This is a genomic window from Rhizobium sp. BK650, from assembly GCF_014195325.1.
Lineage (GTDB): Bacteria > Pseudomonadota > Alphaproteobacteria > Rhizobiales > Rhizobiaceae > Rhizobium.
Window position 1 is genome coordinate 257175 of the sequence record NZ_JACIBK010000007.1, and the last position, 17361, is coordinate 274535.

Here is a 17361-nt window from a genome sequence, read left to right on the forward strand (position 1 = left end):
GTCAAAAGCCTGACATGATCGTGCTATAGCGACGACTGAACAGTGCAGGTCGAAGTGCCATTGTAATTTGCGTACCTTCGATTAAGACGATTTCAAACGATTTATCCACCCACCGAGCAGGAAGAAACCATGACTGCAATTACCGATATCATCGCCCGCGAGATTCTCGATAGCCGTGGTAATCCCACCGTCGAAGTCGATGTCTATCTCGAAGACGGCAGCATGGGCCGTGCAGCTGTTCCCTCGGGTGCTTCGACCGGCGCGCATGAAGCCGTCGAAGTGCGCGATGGCGGCAAGCGCTATCTCGGCAAGGGTGTAGAAAAGGCTGTCGAAGCCGCCAACACCGAAATCTTCGATGCCATCGGTGGGATCGACGCTGAAAACCAGATCCAGATCGACAAGATCATGATCGAACTCGACGGCACGCCGAACAAGTCGCGCCTCGGCGCTAACGCGATCCTCGGCGTTTCTCTCGCCGTCGCCAAGGCTGCCGCGCAGGCTGCAGGCCTGCCGCTTTACCGCTACGTTGGCGGCGCTTCCGCAAGCGTCCTGCCGGTTCCGATGATGAACATCATCAACGGCGGCGCACATGCCGATAACCCGATCGACTTCCAGGAATTCATGATCCTGCCTGTGGGTGCAGATTCGATTCGCGAAGCCGTCCGCATGGGCTCGGAAGTCTTCCATACGCTCAAGAAGGAACTGGCTGCCCAAGGCCATAACACCAATGTTGGCGACGAAGGTGGTTTTGCACCGGGCCTGAAGAGCGCTCCTGAGGCTCTCGACTTCATCATGAAGTCGGTCGAGAAAGCCGGCTACAAGCCGGGTGATGATATCTGCCTCGGCCTCGATTGCGCCTCGACGGAATTCTTCAAGGACGGCAAGTATGTGCTGGAAGGCGAAGGCCGCACACTCGAATCCGGCGCGATGGCCGAGTATCTGGCCGAACTCGTTGTCAAATATCCGATCATCTCCATCGAAGACGGTATGGCTGAAGACGACTGGGAAGGCTGGAAGACACTCACCGACCTCGCTGGCAAGAACTGCCAGCTCGTCGGCGACGACCTCTTCGTCACCAATTCGGCTCGGCTGCGCGATGGTATCCGCATGGGTGTCGCCAACTCGATCCTCGTCAAGGTCAACCAGATCGGCTCGCTGACGGAAACGCTCGATGCCGTCAACACCGCACATAAGGCAGCCTACACCGCGGTCATGTCGCACCGCTCGGGCGAAACCGAAGACTCCACGATCGCCGATCTTGCAGTTGCCACCAACTGCGGTCAGATCAAGACCGGCTCTCTGTCGCGCTCGGATCGCCTTGCCAAGTACAACCAGCTCATCCGCATCGAGGAGGGTCTTGGCCCCCAGGCTCAGTATGCCGGCCGTTCCATCATCCGCGGCTAATACGGACTGATAAATCAGGCATTTGGAACCCGCGCTCTGGCGCGGGTTTTTTGTTGAGTTCGTGCCGGAAAGCCTCAGAGTCAACGAACGGTTAATCTCTGCGCGCTAAATTGAAATGATTGGTAATGCGTTAGAGCATGCGTGTATGTGGACAAAGCATCATAAGAAGAGAAAGACCGGTCGCTTCGTCATTCCGGCCATGACGGTCGCCTTCCTCTCCTATTTCGGCTATCATTGCATTCATGGCGATTATGGTCTGCGTGCGACGGAGGCGTTCGAGCGCCAGCGTATCGCGCGCGAGAAGGAATTAACCGTGCTGAAGGCCAAGCGCGAGCACCTGGAGGCGCAGGTGGCATTGCTCAGTGACGGCTCGCTGGATAAGGATATGCTTGACGAAAAGGCGCGGTATCAGCTCAACATGTCGCGCGCGGACGAGATCGTCATTTACAATCATTACCGCAATTAACCGGATTTAGGTTAATCGAATTTTTTTGTTTTTTATCAATTAATTACTGCCGAATATGAGCCATGCAATTATGGCATTGCTGTGGTCATTTTTCTTCCCTATGGTACGCGCCACCTGAGAACCGATAAATCCATAGGGAGGGTTGAATGGCGTTGCGCAAAACCGCGACCGTTTCCAGCCGCAAAACCAGTGCGAAATCTGTAGCCAAGGCATCGAATGGCGGTCCGATCGCCGATTTCGATCGCGATGAGGAGCTGAAGGCCTATCGCGAGATGCTGCTCATCCGCCGTTTCGAAGAAAAGGCGGGCCAGCTGTACGGCATGGGTTTCATCGGTGGTTTCTGTCACCTTTATATCGGCCAGGAAGCAGTCGTCGTCGGCATGCAGATGGCGCAGAAGGAAGGCGATCAGGTCATCACGGCCTATCGCGACCACGGTCATATGCTGGCTACCGGAATGGAAGCCCGCGGCGTCATGGCTGAGCTGACCGGCCGCCGCAGCGGTTATTCGCGCGGCAAGGGCGGCTCCATGCACATGTTCTCCAAGGAGAAGCATTTCTACGGCGGTCACGGCATCGTTGGTGCGCAGGTGTCGCTCGGCACCGGTCTCGCCTTCGCCAACAAGTATCGCGGCAACAATTCCGTCGCTGTTGCCTATTTCGGTGATGGCGCGGCCAACCAGGGGCAGGTCTACGAGAGCTTCAACATGGCTGCTCTGTGGAAGCTGCCGATCGTCTACATCGTCGAAAATAACCGTTACGCCATGGGTACTTCGACTGCCCGCGCAACGGCGCAATCGAACTACTCGCTGCGCGGTTCCGGCTTCGGCATTCCCGGCGTTCAGGTCGACGGCATGGACGTTCGCGCCGTCAAGGCGGCTGCCGACGAAGCGCTTGAGCATTGCCGCTCCGGTAAGGGCCCGATCATCCTTGAAATGCTGACTTATCGTTATCGCGGGCACTCCATGTCCGACCCGGCGAAGTACCGCACCAAGGAAGAAGTGCAGAAGATGCGCTCCGAGCAGGACCCGATCGAGCAGGTGCGTCTGCGTGTGATGGAAAAGGGCTGGGCGACCGAAGACGATCTGAAGGCGATCGACAAGGAAGTTCGCGATATCGTCGCCGACAGCGCCGATTTCGCCCAGGCCGATCCAGAGCCGGATGTATCCGAGCTCTACACCGACATTCTGCTCTAATCGGGGAGGGAACCCATGCCTATCGATATCCTCATGCCCGCCCTTTCTCCGACGATGGAAGAAGGCACGCTGTCCAAGTGGCTCAAGAAGGAAGGTGACAAAGTCACATCAGGTGATGTGATTGCCGAAATCGAAACCGACAAGGCGACGATGGAAGTCGAGGCCGTCGACGAAGGCATCATCGGCAAGCTCCTGGTCCCGGCCGGTACCGAAAACGTCAAGGTGAACGCCAAGATCGCTGTCTTGCTGCAGGACGGCGAATCCGCCGACGCGATTTCCGCAACTCCGGCTGCCGCTCAGCCGGCTCCAGTTGCCGCCCCGCAGGTTGCCCAGGAAGAGAAGCCGACCAACACCGGTTCGGCTGCCGCTCCGGTTCCGGCCGAGCCTAAGGCATTCGTGCCGAACGATCCGGAAATTCCTGCTGGTACCGAAATGGTCTCGACCACGGTTCGCGAAGCTCTTCGCGATGCCATGGCTGAAGAAATGCGCGCTGACGACAGCGTCTTCGTCATGGGCGAAGAAGTCGCCGAATACCAGGGCGCTTATAAGGTGACCCAGGGCCTGCTGCAGGAATTCGGCGCGCGCCGCGTCGTCGACACGCCGATCACCGAGCATGGTTTTGCCGGCGTCGGCGTTGGTGCGGCAATGGCCGGTCTGAAGCCGATCGTTGAGTTTATGACCTTCAACTTCGCCATGCAGGCGATCGACCAGATCATCAACTCCGCTGCCAAGACGCTCTATATGTCCGGCGGCCAGATGGGTGCTCCGATCGTCTTCCGCGGCCCGAACGGCGCTGCTGCCCGCGTTGCGGCTCAGCACAGCCAGGATTATGCAGCCTGGTACAGCCATGTTCCCGGCCTCAAAGTCGTTATGCCATATACGGCATCGGATGCGAAGGGCCTGCTCAAGGCCGCGATCCGTGATCCGAACCCAGTCATCTTCCTTGAGAACGAAATTCTCTACGGCCAGCATTTCGATGTGCCGAAGCTCGATAATTTCGTCCTGCCGATCGGTAAGGCTCGCATCCACCGTCCCGGCAAGGACGCTACGGTCGTCTCCTTCGGCATCGGCATGACCTATGCGACGAAGGCGGTTGCCGAGCTCGAAAAGATCGGCATCGACGTCGAGCTGATCGACCTTCGCACCATCCGCCCGATGGATCTTCCGACGGTCATCGAATCCGTCAAGAAGACCGGCCGTCTGGTCACTGTCGAGGAAGGCTATCCGCAGTCGTCGGTCGGCACGGAAATCGCCACGCGCGTCATGCAGCAGGCCTTCGACTATCTCGATGCGCCGATCCTGACGATTGCCGGCAAGGACGTTCCGATGCCTTACGCCGCTAACCTCGAGAAGCTCGCGCTTCCGAATGTCGGCGAAGTGGTCGATGCAGTGAAAGCCGTTTGCTACAAATAAGGGGAGGGCCTTTCAATGCCGATCAATATCACGATGCCTGCCCTCTCTCCGACCATGGAAGAAGGCAATCTGGCCAAGTGGCTGGTTAAGGAAGGCGATAAGGTCAAGTCCGGCGATGTGATTGCCGAGATCGAAACCGACAAGGCGACGATGGAAGTCGAAGCCGTCGATGAAGGCACAGTTGCCAAGATCGTCGTTCCGGCCGGTAGCGAAGGCGTGAAAGTCAATGCGCTGATCGCGGTTCTGGCCGGCGAAGGCGAAGATGTCGCCGCTGCTGCAAGTGGCGCTGGATCTGCTGCTCCAGCCCCGAAGGCTGCCGCTGCTCCGGCTGAGGCGCCGAAGGCTGAGGCCGCACCCGCTCCGGTACCGTCGGCTCCGGCCGCTGCTCCGGCACCGGCTGCCGTTTCGTCCAGCGGTGCGCGCACCTTCTCCTCGCCGCTTGCTCGTCGTCTCGCCAAAGAAGCCGGGATTGATCTTTCCGCTGTTGCCGGCACCGGTCCACGTGGCCGTGTCGTCAAGAGCGATATTGAAGCCGCCGTTGCCGGTGGCGGAGCCAAGGCGGCTCCGGCCGTTGCGGCTGCCCCGCAGGCTGCTGCACCGGCTCCGGCTGCAGCGGCTCCGAAAGGCGCCCCGGACGAAGCTGTCCTCAAGCTCTTCGAGCAGGGCTCCTACGAGCTGGTGCCGCATGACGGCATGCGCAAGACGATCGCCCGCCGCCTCGTCGAATCCAAGCAGACCGTTCCGCACTTCTACGTCTCGGTCGATTGCGAACTCGATGCGCTGATGGCGCTGCGTGCCCAGCTCAACGACGCAGCCCCCCGCAAGGATGGTGCTCCGGCCTACAAGCTCTCCGTCAATGACATGGTCATCAAGGCGATGGCTCTAGCGCTGCGCGACGTGCCTGATGCCAACGTCTCCTGGACCGAAAGTGCCATGGTCAAGCACAAGCACGCCGATGTCGGCGTCGCTGTCTCGATCCCTGGCGGCCTGATCACTCCGATCGTCCGCAAGGCCGAGGAGAAGACGCTCTCCGTCATCTCCAACGAGATGCGCGACCTCGGTAAGCGGGCGAAGGACCGCAAGCTGAAGCCCGAGGAGTATCAGGGCGGCACGGCTTCAGTCTCCAATATGGGCATGATGGGCGTGAAGAATTTCGCAGCCGTCATCAACCCGCCGCATGCGACGATCCTCGCAGTCGGCGCGGGCGAGCAGCGCGTCATCGTCAAGAACGGCGAAATGGCGATTGCGACAGTAATGACCGTGACGCTCTCGACCGACCATCGCTGCGTCGACGGCGCTCTCGGCGCGGAGTTGCTGCAGGCTTTCAAGGGCTACATCGAAAATCCGATGGGAATGCTGGTCTAGGCAGGACGCGGGAGGGCGGACATGACGAAGACTGTTCTTTGCTATGGTGACTCGCTGACCTGGGGCTATGACGCCGAGACGATCGGCCGTCATGCCTACGAGAACCGTTGGCCGAGCGTGCTTCAGGCAACGCTCGGAAGCGCGGCTCGCGTCATCGCGGAAGGCCTGAACGGCCGTACCACCGCCTTCGATGATCATCTTGCCGATTGCGATCGCAACGGTGCACGCATTCTGCCGACGATTCTGCAGACGCACGCGCCGCTCGATCTCGTCATTCTGCTGCTTGGCACCAATGATATGAAGCCGGTTGTCGTAGGATCGGCTTTTGCTGCATGCCAGGGTATCGGCCGTCTGGTGCGGCTGATCCGCAATCATGCCTGGCCCTTCGAATTCGATGGACCGGACATCCTGATCGTGGCGCCGCCGGCGATCTGCGAGACGGGCAACGTACCCTTTGCAGCATCCTTCCCCGGCGGGATCGAGGAATCGGCAAAGCTTCCCACGCTTTACCGTGACCTTGCCGATGAACTTGGCTGCGGCTTCTTCGACGGCAATTCCGTCGCCAGGACCACGCCGCTCGATGGCATTCACCTCGATGCTGAGAATACGCGTGCGCTCGGGCGTGGTCTTGAGCCGATCGTGCGGATGATGCTGGGCCTTTGACGGTGGCCGCTTTCCTTGCCCTCCGACAAGCCTCCCGCAGGGATGCTTCGGAACTGGCGATTCTGGCGGATATTGCGTCACACGGCTTTGCTTCATGGCTCTGGTTTGCCGATGTCGCAAGCGGCATGAGCGACACGCCGCTGGAGCGGGGCCGGCTGAAGATGAGCGACGAGGGGCTCGGCGGCTGGAAGAATGCCGTCATCGGCGAGGCCTACGACGAGATCGCTGGAATGGCGGTCGGCTATGAAGTGGATGAAGGGATACGCGATCTCGAAGCGCGGCATCCGGCCATAGAGCCGATGCTGGCGATGCAGAGATCGGTGATCGGGAACTGGTTTATTGGCAGCCTCGCGGTCTATCGCCATATGCGCGGTATCGGTATCGGCAGAAGGCTGCTCGAAGACCAGATAGAAAAGGCAGATGGACTGTCGGTTAGCCTGATCACGTCGGATAGTAACGAAGCGGCGCTGTCGCTTTACGGGAGAAACGGATTTTCGGAAGCGGCGCGCATGGATGCCGTGCCGCTCTTCGACAACAGCAAGAAGCACGCATGGGTTTTGATGACCCGCGCGGGAGCGTAACAAAGGCAGGAAAGCAATGGCTCAATCCTACGACGTCATCGTTATCGGTTCCGGTCCTGGCGGCTATATCGCCGCCATCCGCGCAGCACAGCTCGGCCTTAAGGTCGCCTGCGTCGAGCGCGAACATTTGGCCGGCATCTGCTCCAACTGGGGCTGCATTCCGACCAAGGCGCTGCTGCGCTCCGCGGACGTCCTGCATACCGCACAGCACGGCAAGGATTACGGTCTGACGCTTGAAGGCACGATCAAGCCTGACATCAAGGCGATCGTTGCCCGTTCGCGCGGCATCGCACATCGTATGAACAATGGCGTCGGCTTCCTGTTCAAGAAGAACAAAGTTGATGTCATCTGGGGCGAGGCCAAGATCACCAAGCCCTCTTCTGGTTCACAACTGGCCGAGATCGTCGTTTCCAAGACGACGAAGAAGCCGATGGAGCCTATGGGTCCCGTGCCGAAGAACGCACTCGGCGAAGGCACATACACTGCAAAGCACATCATCGTCGCGACCGGTGCCCGTCCGCGTGCGCTACCGGGCATCGAACCTGATGGCAAGCTGATCTGGACCTATTTCGAAGCGATGAAGGCTGACGAATTGCCGAAGTCCCTGCTCGTCATGGGCTCGGGCGCCATCGGCATCGAATTCGCAAGCTTCTACCGCACCATGGGCGTCGACGTCACCGTCGTCGAAATCATGAGCCAGGTCATGCCGGTCGAGGATGCGGAAATCTCCGCGCTCGCCAAGAAGCAGTTCGAACGCCAGGGCATGAAGATCCACCTGGAGGCCAAGGTCGCCAAGGTGGAGAAGGGCGCAAACTCGATCACCGCTACCATCGAGAAGAAGGATGGCACGACCGAGACCATCACAGCCGACCGCATGATCTCGGCCGTCGGAGTGCAGGCTAATGTAGAAGGCATCGGCCTTGAAGCTGTCGGCGTGAAGACCGACCGCGGTTTCATCGCCATCGACGGCTACGGCAAGACCAACGTGCCCGGTATCTATGCGATCGGCGACGTTGCCGGCCCGCCGCTTCTGGCCCACAAGGCCGAGCATGAGGCTGTCGTCTGCGTCGAGAAAATTGCCGGCCTGCCGAACGTTCATCCGATGGACAAGCTGAAGATCCCTGGCTGCACCTATTGCAACCCGCAGGTCGCTTCCGTCGGCCTGACCGAAGCCAAGGCCAAAGAACAGGGCCGCGATATCCGCGTTGGCCGCTTTCCCTTCAGCGCCAACGGCAAGGCTGTGGCGCTCGGCGAAGACCAGGGGCTGGTCAAGACGATCTTCGACAAAAAGACCGGCGAACTGCTCGGCGCCCACATGGTCGGCGCTGAAGTCACCGAACTCATCCAGGGCTTCGTCGTTGCCATGAACCTGGAGACGACGGAAGAAGAACTGATGCACACGATCTTCCCGCATCCGACCATTTCGGAGACGATGAAGGAAAGCGTGCTGGATGCTTACGGCCGCGTGTTGAACGCTTGATAATTTCTAGGGCCGCTCTTTATCCCGGGATGGAAAACCGATCCCGTCCTTGGGGTGGAAAAAGCAAAAGGAAATCATCATGTCTATGGGTACGCAGTCGCTTCTCATCTTTCTGCTGATCGGCTTGGTGGCGGGCTTTCTCGCAAGCCTGGTCGTCGGCGGCGGCGGACTGATAAGGTGCCTCTTGAGCGGCATCATCGGCGCGTTCGTGGGCGGGTTTCTGTTCAATGCGCTGGGGATTTCGTTGGGCATTGAAAATGCATTGGTGGTTCAGATCATCCACGCCACAGTCGGCGCCATCGTCGTGGTGCTGATCGCAAGGGCGATAGCGTAGGGCAAGGGATAGGATGGAAGGCGTCGGCTGGATTTCGGCAGTCATCATCGGCGGACTTGCAGGCTGGCTTGCGGGCAAGCTGATGGAAGCGCGTTACGGCGTCTTGCTGAACATTGTGCTCGGCATTGTCGGCTCGGTGGTCGCTACCGCCATCCTGGCGCAGTTCCACATCGAGGTCGCCGGTGGGAGGTTCGGCTATTTCGTGACCGGCTTCATCGGCGCCTGTCTGCTGATATTCTTCGCGCGGCTGGTTCGAAGATAAGTGCGAAGATCGGGCGCACCTTCTCAAATCGAAAGATTTGAATAAAGGAGCGATGCGCAATATGAGAAGCCGGGCCGCATGGGGCGGCGGAAAGTTGAACTGACATGGTCACCATTCTCGACACGATCAATCCCGACGTTAAGCGCGTGCGCCATCCGGAAAAGGCGCATCGCCCGGATACGGAAGTCCTGCGCAAGCCGGACTGGATCCGTGTGAAGGCGCCGACCTCGAAGGGCTATGCCGAGACTCGTTCGATCGTGAAGGAGCACAAGCTCGTTACCGTCTGCGAAGAGGCAGGCTGCCCGAATATCGGCGAGTGCTGGGACAAAAAGCACGCCACTTTCATGATCATGGGCGAGATCTGTACGCGCGCCTGTGCCTTCTGCAATGTCGCGACCGGCAAGCCGAACGCGCTCGACATGGCCGAGCCGGAAAACGTCGCCAAGGCCGTCAAGCAGATGGGTCTGAGCCACGTTGTCATCACCTCCGTCGATCGTGACGATCTGGAAGACGGTGGCGCCGAGCACTTCGAAAAAGTGATCTGGGCAATCCGTGCCGCATCGCCGCTAACGACGATCGAAATCCTGACGCCAGACTTCCTGAAGAAGCCCGGTGCGCTGGAACGTGTCGTCGCCGCCAAGCCCGATGTCTTCAACCACAATATGGAAACCGTTGCTGGCAACTACCTGACGGTTCGCCCTGGCGCGCGCTATTTCCATTCCATCCGCCTGCTGCAGCGCGTCAAGGAACTCGACCCCACCATGTTCACCAAGTCCGGCATCATGGTCGGCCTCGGTGAGGAACGAAACGAGGTTCTCCAGCTCATGGACGATCTGCGCACCGCCGATGTCGACTTCCTGACAATCGGTCAATATCTGCAGCCGACCCGCAAGCACCACAAGGTCGAAAGCTTCGTCACGCCCGAGGAGTTCAAGTCCTACGAGACGGTCGCCTACACCAAAGGCTTCCTCATGGTGGCTTCCAGCCCGCTGACCCGCTCCTCGCACCATGCCGGCGATGACTTCGCCCGGCTGAAAGCTGCGCGCGAGAAGAAGCTGCTGATGGCTGCAGAGTAAGAGCTTCCCTTTTTTTGATGGGACCGCGGCGATTTCGCCGCGGTTTTTCTTTGTGCGTTTCACTGTCATCATCAGGTCATACGAAGCAGTTAGCCAGCACGCCGCTCTTCGCCGTTAAGTCTGTCGCGAAGGCGATCCTGTTGAAAGCGAGCCTGCCATGCATCAAGTGACGACGTCGCCTGAACCCATTCGTGCGGTCTCTGTTGCCGACGCAGCCGATATCATCCCACGTGTCGAGCGCATAATGGTCATCGGCTGCTCGGGCGGCGGCAAGTCGACGCTTGCGCAGAAGCTGGCGAGCCATTTCAGCCTGACCTACCTCTCCATCGACCGCGATATTCTCTGGCTGCCGGGCTGGGTGGAGCGCAGCAAGGAGGAACAGCGCCAGCGGATTGTCGAAAGGATTGCTGGCGAACGCTGGATCATGGATGGTACCAATCCCTCCACTTTCGACATCCGCCTGCCTCGTACCGAGATCGTCATCTGGGTACGGATGTCGCGCCTGCTTTGCGTCTGGGGCGTCATGACCCGCTGGCTGAAGCATATCGGCCGCACGCGTCCTGAAATGGCGCCGGGATGTATCGAGAAGGTCGACTGGCAGTTTCTGAAATTCATCTGGACCTTCGAGAGAAAGTTCTCGCCGCGCGTGACCGCAGCGATCGCTGCCCATGGGCCGCACGTGCCGGTTTTGCAGGTGAAATCCCGCCGCCAGATGCGCGCGCTTCTTGATCTTCTCGGTGTGCCGGCTTAACTGCGCTTCATGCCGCAATTCGAAACGCACCGCTCTGTCCCGCACACGCCCGATCAGATGTTCGACCTGGTGTCTGATGTCGAACGTTATCCGCAGTTTCTGCCGCTCTGCGAAGCCCTCGTTGTGAAGAACCGCAAGGAGCGTGCCGGTAAAGAACTGCTGATCGCCGACATGACGGTCGGTTACAAGGCGATCCGCGAAACCTTCACGACCCAGGTCTTGTTAAACAGGGCCGAGCGCATCATCGACGTCAAATATATCGACGGTCCATTCCGCTACCTCGACAACCGCTGGCGGTTCGTCGAGGAGGAAGGCGGCGGCTGCACGGTCGATTTCTTCATCGACTATGAGTTCAAGAGCCGCATTCTCGGCGCCCTTATGGGGTCGATGTTCGACAGGGCTTTCCGCATGTTCACGGAAGCCTTCGAAAAACGGGCAGCAGCGATCTACGGCTGACAGTCAGCGATCGATGAAATGATCGAAGGGGCGATTCGCAGGATAGGCGTATGCGCCACGATCGGTGAATCCGTAGCGATAGAGGCAGCCCCTAAGCGCCGCGTTGTAGATCAGGCCGTAAATGTCAGGCGAGCCGCGCTTGCCCATGGCTTCCGGCTCGCAGCGGCCGAGCGCATGGTCGTACTTGCGCAGCAGAACGGGATCGGAATCCACCCGCACGCCGCCATAGACCTGATAGTTGGATGGTGCCTCAGCCGCCGAAACGCAACCGAGGCTCAATACGACTCCGATGCAAGCGAAATATCTCATTTGACTGGTCCCTCAAAACCGGCTGTAGACGCGGCAGAAACTGAGATTTCTGCCTTTGGTTCCCTCACTCAAAGTCACGCGATTTCAACAAGCATTTCAAGCGCTGTTCGGATCGTTGCTAACCGAACTTCTGTGCGGCCGACATCTCCGTAAAACATCCTGCTGTGGACAAGCTTACCTGAGCGTGACTTTGCTGCAAGATGCACCAGGCCGACAGGCTTTTCCGGCGATCCGCCAGTGGGGCCGGCGACCCCCGTGACGGCAACCGCAAGGTCTGCTCGTGAGCGGAAGAGGGCGCCATGAACCATCTGCCGCGCCGTTTCCTCCGAGACTGCTCCGAACCGGGCAAGCGTTTCCTCCTGCACGCCGAGCATCTGGATCTTAGCCACGTTCGTATAGGTGACGAAACCGCGGTCGACCACGGCGGACGATCCCGATATTTCCGTCAATGCGCCGGCAATCAGCCCGCCGGTGCAGGATTCCGCCGTCGAGACCATCAGACCCGCAACCGTGAAATCGCGGATGATGCCTTCCGCCATCGCGGTGATATCTGCGGGAAACAGGCTCACCGCTTGGTACCTCTATAGACGACGGTAGCGGTCGCAATCGCTGCGATGCCTTCGCGACGACCGACGAAACCGATCTTCTCGTTGGTGGTCGCCTTCACCGAGCAGCGCTCGATGTCGATGCCGAGGAATTCGGAGAGATTGGCGCGCATGGCGTTGCGGTGAGGGCCGACCTTCGGCGCTTCTGCAATCAGCGAGACATCTGCATTGGTGATCGTGCCGCCGTGGTCGCGTACGATCTTTGCCGCATGTTCGATGAAGATGCGGGAAGCCGCCCCCTTCCATTGCGGATCGGACGGCGGGAAATGGTCGCCGATATCGCCGGCGCCGCAGGTAGCCAGCAGCGCATCCGTCAGCGCATGCAGCGCGACGTCGGCATCCGAATGGCCCTTGAGCTTCTGGTCGTGCGGAATAAAGACACCGCAGAGCGTTACGCCGTCACCGGGCTCGAGTTGATGCACGTCATAGCCGTTGCCGGTGCGCACATCGGGAATACGGGCGCCCGAGAGCTTGTCGTCCGCCATGGCAATATCGCTCCTGACCGTCAGCTTCACATTTGTCGCCGCGCCCTCGATGATGGTCACTGGAATGCCGAGCCATTCGGCAATGGAGGCATCATCGGTGAAATCCGTCCGGCCGCTTGCCGCTGCTTTCTCATGCGCTTGGAGGATCGTGGCAAAATCGAAAGATTGCGGCGTCTGGGCTGCATAGAGCTGGTTGCGTGGAATGGTCTTGACCACGGTTCCGTCGCTGCCTGCCTGCTTCAGCGTATCGGCAACCGGGATTGCAGGCAGGACCGCGGGTGCGCCGGCCGAAAGCATGTCGGCGATCCGGTCGAGAAGCTGATGATCGAAGAAGGGGCGCACGGCGTCATGGATCAGCACATGGCTGACGCCCTTATCCCGAAGGTGCCGAAGACCGGCCAGCACCGACTGCTGTCGGGTCGCGCCACCGTGGACCGTCTCGATCGGCGTTGCGGAGATAATGTGCCGGGATGCTCTGTCAAAAAGCACCGCATCATCCGGGTGGATGACGACGACGATGTGTTTCGCCGGCTCCCATGTCATGAAGTTTTCAAGCGTATGGACGATAACCGGCTTGCCGCCGACCATCCGGTATTGCTTGGGGCCTTCCTCGTGCGATCCGGCACGTTCGCCGCGGCCTGCCGCAACGACGACAATTCCAGCCGATATCGGTTGCTTACTATGCATTTGCAGCATAAATCCCTGAAATATGCGGAATGGATGTCAGTTGCTCTATCGTCTTGCTCGGCCCTTTTCCAGCATCTGCCCAAAAAATATCAATTCGGGCTCGACCCTCTTGGCAAGTCACAGATCTATGGCTAAAAATAATGCAGTTACCCAGTGTGCCTGAAAGATAATCATTTGATTTCCAAGGACCTCGCAACGCCTTTTCGAGTCGGCTCTGTATCCGTGCGGAACCGCGTTGTGCTTGCACCGATGTCCGGCGTCACGGATATGCCATTCCGCGAACTCGCATGGCGCTACGGCGCAGGCCTGGTCGTCACGGAGATGGTGGCAAGCCGGGAGCTGGTAAACGATACTGCCGAATCTTGGGCGCGCCTGCGCGATGCCGGTTTCCGCCCGCATATGGTGCAGCTCGCCGGCCGTGAGGCGTACTGGATGGCCGAAGCTGCGAAAATCGCGGCTGGTCATGGCGCCGACATTATCGATATCAATATGGGCTGCCCGGCCAAGAAGGTTATTGGTGGCTATTCCGGTTCGGCGCTGATGCGCGATCCCGATCATGCGCTCGAACTCATCGAGGCGACGGTCAAGGCGGTTGATATCCCGGTGACCCTGAAGATGCGGCTCGGCTGGGATGAGAATTCCGTTAACGCTCCACATATTGCCAAGCGTGCCGAACAGGCGGGCGTTCAGCTCATCACCATCCATGGCCGCACCCGCATGCAGTTCTATACGGGCAGGGCCGACTGGGATGCGATCCGTCCCGTGCGCGATGTCATTTCTGTGCCGCTGATTGCCAATGGAGATGTGGAAACGGCTGAAGATGCGCAGGAGATCCTGCGCCGCTCGGGCGCCGATGCCGTCATGATCGGCCGTAGTTGTCAGGGCAGGCCCTGGCATGCCGGCGTTCTCTCGGGCGCTCGCGAACCATTGCGCGTGGAGATCGCGGCGATCGCCGTCGAGCACTACCGGATGATGCTGGAATTCTATGGCGAGGACGTTGCCATCAGGCACGCTCGCAAACATCTCGGCTGGTATCTGGAGCGATTCGCGCCGGACCTGCCGGGTGAACATAAGGCTGCGATCATGACATCGCGCGATCCTGACGATGTCATTGCCCGCTTCGGCGATGCAATGGCGGCAGGTGAAGGGGAACAGCGGGAGGCGGCATGAGCACGGATGGCACACCTTCTCCCGAGAATGCAGTCAATGCCGTCGCGATGTCGGTGCTGAACGCCATCCAGAACCCGGTTGTCATGGTGGATGAGGGTGGTTTCATCGCCTTTGCGAATTGGGAAGCCGAAGCCTTCTTCGGTGCCAGCGCCGCGCATCTTTCCCGCTATCGCATCTCGACCTTCATTCCCTTCGGTAGTCCGCTTCTGGCATTGATCGACCAGGTGCGCGAACGTAAGGGCCCGGTCAATGAATACCGGGTGGACCTGAGCTCCCCACGTCTCGGCCAGGACAAGCTCGTCGATATCTACGTCGCTCCCGTCGTTACTGAACCGGGTTCCGTTGTTGTCGTCTTCCAGGAACGGTCGATGGCAGACAAGATCGACCGGCAGCTGACGCACCGCGCAGCAGCTCGTTCAGTGACTGGCTTGGCTTCCATGCTGGCGCATGAGATCAAGAACCCGCTTTCCGGTATCCGCGGCGCTGCCCAGCTTCTCGAACAGTCCGTGGTCGACGACGACCGTGCCTTGACCCGGCTGATCTGCGACGAGACAGACCGCATCGTCTCGCTGGTCGATCGCATGGAAGTCTTTTCCGATGAGCGCCCGGTTGACCGCGTGCCCGTCAACATTCATTCCGTGCTCGATCATGTAAAGGCCGTCGCCAAGGCAGGCTTTGCCCGCAATATCCGCATGACGGAGAATTACGATCCGTCGCTGCCCGCCGTCTACGCCAATCGCGATCAGCTCGTGCAGGTTTTCCTCAATCTGGTGAAGAATGCAGCCGAAGCGGTCGGTGATCGTCCCGATGGTGAAATCATCCTGACGACGGCTTACCGCCCCGGCATCCGTCTTTCGGTCGCTGGCACGCGTGAGAAAATCTCGCTGCCGCTGGAATTCTGCGTCATCGATAACGGTCCCGGCGTGCCGACGGACCTGCTGCCGCATCTTTTCGACCCGTTCATCACCACCAAGACGAATGGCAGTGGTCTCGGCCTTGCCCTCGTTGCCAAGATCATCGGCGATCACGGCGGCATCATCGAATGCGACAGCCTGAACAACCGCACGATTTTTCGCGTCCTCATGCCGGCATCCAAGGATGCCTCGCTTGATGATGCCGGTATTGCAAGCTCGACAGGACCCAATAGATGACAGCCACGATCCTCGTTGCAGATGACGATGCGGCCATCCGCACGGTGCTCAATCAGGCCTTGAGCCGCGCCGGTTATGATGTGCGCATTACCTCCAATGCCGCGACGCTGTGGCGTTGGGTTTCGGCCGGCGAGGGCGATCTCGTCGTAACCGACGTTGTCATGCCCGATGAAAATGCTTTCGATCTTCTGCCTCGCATTAAGAAGGCGCGGCCGGAACTGCCGGTCCTCGTAATGAGCGCGCAGAATACCTTCATGACGGCGATCAAGGCCTCCGAAAAGGGCGCTTATGACTACTTGCCGAAACCCTTCGACTTGACCGAGCTGATCGGGATCATCGGCCGCGCGCTCGCCGAGCCGAAGAAGAAGCCTGCCAAACTCGACGAGGATATGCAGGACGGTATGCCGCTTGTCGGTCGCTCCGCCGCCATGCAGGAAATCTACCGCGTTCTCGCCCGCCTCATGCAGACCGATCTGACGCTGATGATCACCGGCGAATCCGGTACCGGCAAAGAGCTCGTCGCCCGCGCGCTGCACGACTACGGCAAACGCCGCAACGGACCCTTCGTCGCCATCAATATGGCCGCCATCCCGCGTGACCTTATCGAATCCGAACTCTTCGGCCACGAAAAGGGCGCCTTTACCGGTGCGCAGACGCGCTCCACCGGCCGTTTTGAACAGGCCGAAGGTGGCACGCTTTTCCTCGATGAAATCGGCGACATGCCGATGGATGCCCAGACGCGTCTTCTGCGCGTGCTGCAGCAGGGCGAATACACCACCGTTGGCGGACGTACACCGATCCGCACCGATGTGCGCATCGTCGCTGCGACTAATAAGGATTTGAAGCAGGCCATTAATCAGGGCCTCTTCCGCGAAGATCTCTATTATCGCCTCAACGTCGTGCCGTTGCGTCTGCCACCGTTGCGAGACCGCGCCGAGGACATCCCGGATCTCGTTCGCCATTTCGTCCAGCAGGCCGAAAAGGAAGGCCTCGGTTCCAAACGCTTCGATCAGGAGGCGCTGGAACTGATGAAGGCCTATGCCTGGCCGGGCAACGTGCGTGAGCTCGAAAACCTCATTCGCCGCCTGATGGCGCTTTATCCACAGGATGTCATCACCCGCGAGATCATTGATGCCGAGCTACGCTCCGATGTTCCCGACAGCCCGATCGACAAGGGTCCGATCCGCAGTGGGACGATGACAATTGCCCAGGCGGTCGAAGAGAATATGCGCACCTATTTTGCAAGTTTCGGCGAAAATCTGCCGCCGCCCGGCCTTTATGACCGTGTACTGACGGAAATGGAATATCCGTTAATACTTGCGGCATTGACGGCGACCCGCGGCAACCAGATCAAGGCTGCCGATTTGCTGGGCCTGAACCGCAATACGTTGCGCAAAAAGATCCGCGAACTCGGCGTTTCCGTCTACAGAAGCTCGCGCACTGCCTGATCGTCGACCTTGACATTGTGGCAGACGGCGTTGCATTTTCGCCACAATGCGTTGCTTAAAGG

Annotated in this window: 19 protein-coding genes; 16 read left to right on the plus strand and 3 right to left on the minus strand. The window is 59.5% G+C overall.

Translation table 11 applies throughout. The features are described from left to right. Positions 1–129: 129 nt before the first annotated feature. The 13 genes from eno to FHX15_RS18900 all read left to right on the plus strand — a co-directional run bounded on the left by eno (position 130) and on the right by FHX15_RS18900 (position 11444). Positions 130–1404 (plus strand): phosphopyruvate hydratase, encoded by a 1275-nt coding sequence (gene eno / locus FHX15_RS18840; protein ID WP_184399765.1) that lies wholly within the window; start codon positions 130–132, stop codon positions 1402–1404. A gap of 145 nt (positions 1405–1549) precedes the next feature. Next, a complete protein-coding gene (locus FHX15_RS18845) occupies positions 1550–1870 on the plus strand; it encodes a septum formation initiator family protein (RefSeq protein ID WP_184399767.1) in 321 nt (106 codons plus the stop codon). A gap of 146 nt (positions 1871–2016) precedes the next feature. Beyond that, positions 2017–3063 (plus strand): pyruvate dehydrogenase (acetyl-transferring) E1 component subunit alpha, encoded by a 1047-nt coding sequence (gene pdhA / locus FHX15_RS18850; protein WP_184399769.1) that lies wholly within the window; start codon positions 2017–2019, stop codon positions 3061–3063. Positions 3064–3078: 15 nt separating this feature from the next. Next, positions 3079–4476 (plus strand): pyruvate dehydrogenase complex E1 component subunit beta, encoded by a 1398-nt coding sequence (locus FHX15_RS18855; RefSeq protein ID WP_184399771.1) that lies wholly within the window; start codon positions 3079–3081, stop codon positions 4474–4476. Between the two features lie 15 nt (positions 4477–4491). Further along, the gene (locus FHX15_RS18860) at positions 4492–5841 is read left to right on the plus strand and encodes a pyruvate dehydrogenase complex dihydrolipoamide acetyltransferase (RefSeq protein ID WP_184399774.1); all 1350 of its coding nucleotides are present in this window, start codon (positions 4492–4494) and stop codon (positions 5839–5841) included. 21 nt (positions 5842–5862) lie between these two features. Further along, entirely contained in the window at positions 5863–6504 is a 642-nt protein-coding gene (locus FHX15_RS18865; RefSeq protein WP_184399776.1) for an SGNH/GDSL hydrolase family protein, read from the plus strand. 2 nt (positions 6505–6506) lie between these two features. Continuing rightward, a complete protein-coding gene (locus tag FHX15_RS18870) occupies positions 6507–7085 on the plus strand; it encodes a GNAT family N-acetyltransferase (protein ID WP_184399926.1) in 579 nt (192 codons plus the stop codon). Between the two features lie 16 nt (positions 7086–7101). After that, positions 7102–8565 carry a dihydrolipoyl dehydrogenase gene (gene lpdA / locus FHX15_RS18875; protein ID WP_184399778.1) on the plus strand — a complete coding sequence of 488 codons (1464 nt, stop codon included), beginning with the start codon at positions 7102–7104 and terminating at the stop codon, positions 8563–8565. A gap of 79 nt (positions 8566–8644) precedes the next feature. Next, positions 8645–8899 carry a GlsB/YeaQ/YmgE family stress response membrane protein gene (locus FHX15_RS18880; protein WP_007822459.1) on the plus strand — a complete coding sequence of 85 codons (255 nt, stop codon included), beginning with the start codon at positions 8645–8647 and terminating at the stop codon, positions 8897–8899. A gap of 13 nt (positions 8900–8912) precedes the next feature. Beyond that, the gene (locus FHX15_RS18885) at positions 8913–9161 is read left to right on the plus strand and encodes a GlsB/YeaQ/YmgE family stress response membrane protein (protein WP_184399780.1); all 249 of its coding nucleotides are present in this window, start codon (positions 8913–8915) and stop codon (positions 9159–9161) included. A 104-nt stretch (positions 9162–9265) separates the two neighbouring features. Further along, positions 9266–10237 (plus strand): lipoyl synthase, encoded by a 972-nt coding sequence (gene lipA, locus FHX15_RS18890; protein WP_184399782.1) that lies wholly within the window; start codon positions 9266–9268, stop codon positions 10235–10237. 157 nt (positions 10238–10394) lie between these two features. Next, positions 10395–10988 carry an AAA family ATPase gene (locus tag FHX15_RS18895; RefSeq protein WP_184399784.1) on the plus strand — a complete coding sequence of 198 codons (594 nt, stop codon included), beginning with the start codon at positions 10395–10397 and terminating at the stop codon, positions 10986–10988. Positions 10989–10997: 9 nt separating this feature from the next. After that, on the plus strand, positions 10998–11444 hold the full coding sequence (locus FHX15_RS18900) for a type II toxin-antitoxin system RatA family toxin (protein WP_184399787.1): 447 nt from the start codon (positions 10998–11000) through the stop codon (positions 11442–11444). A gap of 3 nt (positions 11445–11447) precedes the next feature. Here FHX15_RS18900 and FHX15_RS18905 read toward each other — a convergent pair whose 3' ends face one another. The 3 genes from FHX15_RS18905 to FHX15_RS18915 form a co-directional block, all read right to left on the minus strand. Beyond that, positions 11448–11753 (minus strand): hypothetical protein, encoded by a 306-nt coding sequence (locus tag FHX15_RS18905; protein WP_184399789.1) that lies wholly within the window; start codon positions 11751–11753, stop codon positions 11448–11450. A gap of 74 nt (positions 11754–11827) precedes the next feature. Next, complete coding sequence (locus FHX15_RS18910; protein WP_184399791.1) at positions 11828–12322, minus strand: CinA family protein; 495 nt, start codon at positions 12320–12322, stop codon at positions 11828–11830. Continuing rightward, positions 12319–13539 (minus strand): bifunctional 2-C-methyl-D-erythritol 4-phosphate cytidylyltransferase/2-C-methyl-D-erythritol 2,4-cyclodiphosphate synthase, encoded by a 1221-nt coding sequence (locus FHX15_RS18915; protein ID WP_184399793.1) that lies wholly within the window; start codon positions 13537–13539, stop codon positions 12319–12321. The genes FHX15_RS18910 and FHX15_RS18915 overlap by 4 nt, the downstream gene beginning before the upstream one ends. A gap of 144 nt (positions 13540–13683) precedes the next feature. Between FHX15_RS18915 and dusB the strand changes: the two genes are divergently transcribed. From dusB to ntrC, 3 genes are read left to right on the plus strand one after another with little or no spacing between them, the layout of a single operon-like run. Next, positions 13684–14700 carry a tRNA dihydrouridine synthase DusB gene (dusB, locus tag FHX15_RS18920; RefSeq protein WP_184399795.1) on the plus strand — a complete coding sequence of 339 codons (1017 nt, stop codon included), beginning with the start codon at positions 13684–13686 and terminating at the stop codon, positions 14698–14700. Further along, positions 14697–15851, plus strand: a complete 1155-nt coding sequence (locus FHX15_RS18925; RefSeq protein WP_184399797.1) for a nitrogen regulation protein NR(II) — start codon at positions 14697–14699, stop codon at positions 15849–15851. The genes dusB and FHX15_RS18925 overlap by 4 nt, the downstream gene beginning before the upstream one ends. Then, positions 15848–17299, plus strand: a complete 1452-nt coding sequence (gene ntrC / locus FHX15_RS18930; protein WP_132651426.1) for a nitrogen regulation protein NR(I) — start codon at positions 15848–15850, stop codon at positions 17297–17299. The genes FHX15_RS18925 and ntrC overlap by 4 nt, the downstream gene beginning before the upstream one ends. Positions 17300–17361 lie beyond the last annotated feature (62 nt).

Bases quoted from the DNA above. Each gene is read 5' to 3' on its own strand.
- eno (WP_184399765.1), top strand. From the start codon at position 130: ATGACTGCAATTACCGATATCATCGCCCGCGAGATTCTCGATAGCCGT.
- FHX15_RS18845 (WP_184399767.1), top strand. From the start codon at position 1,550: ATGTGGACAAAGCATCATAAGAAGAGAAAGACCGGTCGCTTCGTCATT.
- pdhA (WP_184399769.1), top strand. From the start codon at position 2,017: ATGGCGTTGCGCAAAACCGCGACCGTTTCCAGCCGCAAAACCAGTGCG.
- FHX15_RS18855 (WP_184399771.1), top strand. From the start codon at position 3,079: ATGCCTATCGATATCCTCATGCCCGCCCTTTCTCCGACGATGGAAGAA.
- FHX15_RS18860 (WP_184399774.1), top strand. From the start codon at position 4,492: ATGCCGATCAATATCACGATGCCTGCCCTCTCTCCGACCATGGAAGAA.
- FHX15_RS18865 (WP_184399776.1), top strand. From the start codon at position 5,863: ATGACGAAGACTGTTCTTTGCTATGGTGACTCGCTGACCTGGGGCTAT.
- lpdA (WP_184399778.1), top strand. From the start codon at position 7,102: ATGGCTCAATCCTACGACGTCATCGTTATCGGTTCCGGTCCTGGCGGC.
- FHX15_RS18880 (WP_007822459.1), top strand. From the start codon at position 8,645: ATGTCTATGGGTACGCAGTCGCTTCTCATCTTTCTGCTGATCGGCTTG.
- FHX15_RS18885 (WP_184399780.1), top strand. From the start codon at position 8,913: ATGGAAGGCGTCGGCTGGATTTCGGCAGTCATCATCGGCGGACTTGCA.
- lipA (WP_184399782.1), top strand. From the start codon at position 9,266: ATGGTCACCATTCTCGACACGATCAATCCCGACGTTAAGCGCGTGCGC.
- FHX15_RS18895 (WP_184399784.1), top strand. From the start codon at position 10,395: ATGCATCAAGTGACGACGTCGCCTGAACCCATTCGTGCGGTCTCTGTT.
- FHX15_RS18900 (WP_184399787.1), top strand. From the start codon at position 10,998: ATGCCGCAATTCGAAACGCACCGCTCTGTCCCGCACACGCCCGATCAG.
- FHX15_RS18905 (WP_184399789.1), bottom strand. From the start codon at position 11,753: ATGAGATATTTCGCTTGCATCGGAGTCGTATTGAGCCTCGGTTGCGTT.
- FHX15_RS18915 (WP_184399793.1), bottom strand. From the start codon at position 13,539: ATGCTGCAAATGCATAGTAAGCAACCGATATCGGCTGGAATTGTCGTC.
- FHX15_RS18925 (WP_184399797.1), top strand. From the start codon at position 14,697: ATGAGCACGGATGGCACACCTTCTCCCGAGAATGCAGTCAATGCCGTC.
- ntrC (WP_132651426.1), top strand. From the start codon at position 15,848: ATGACAGCCACGATCCTCGTTGCAGATGACGATGCGGCCATCCGCACG.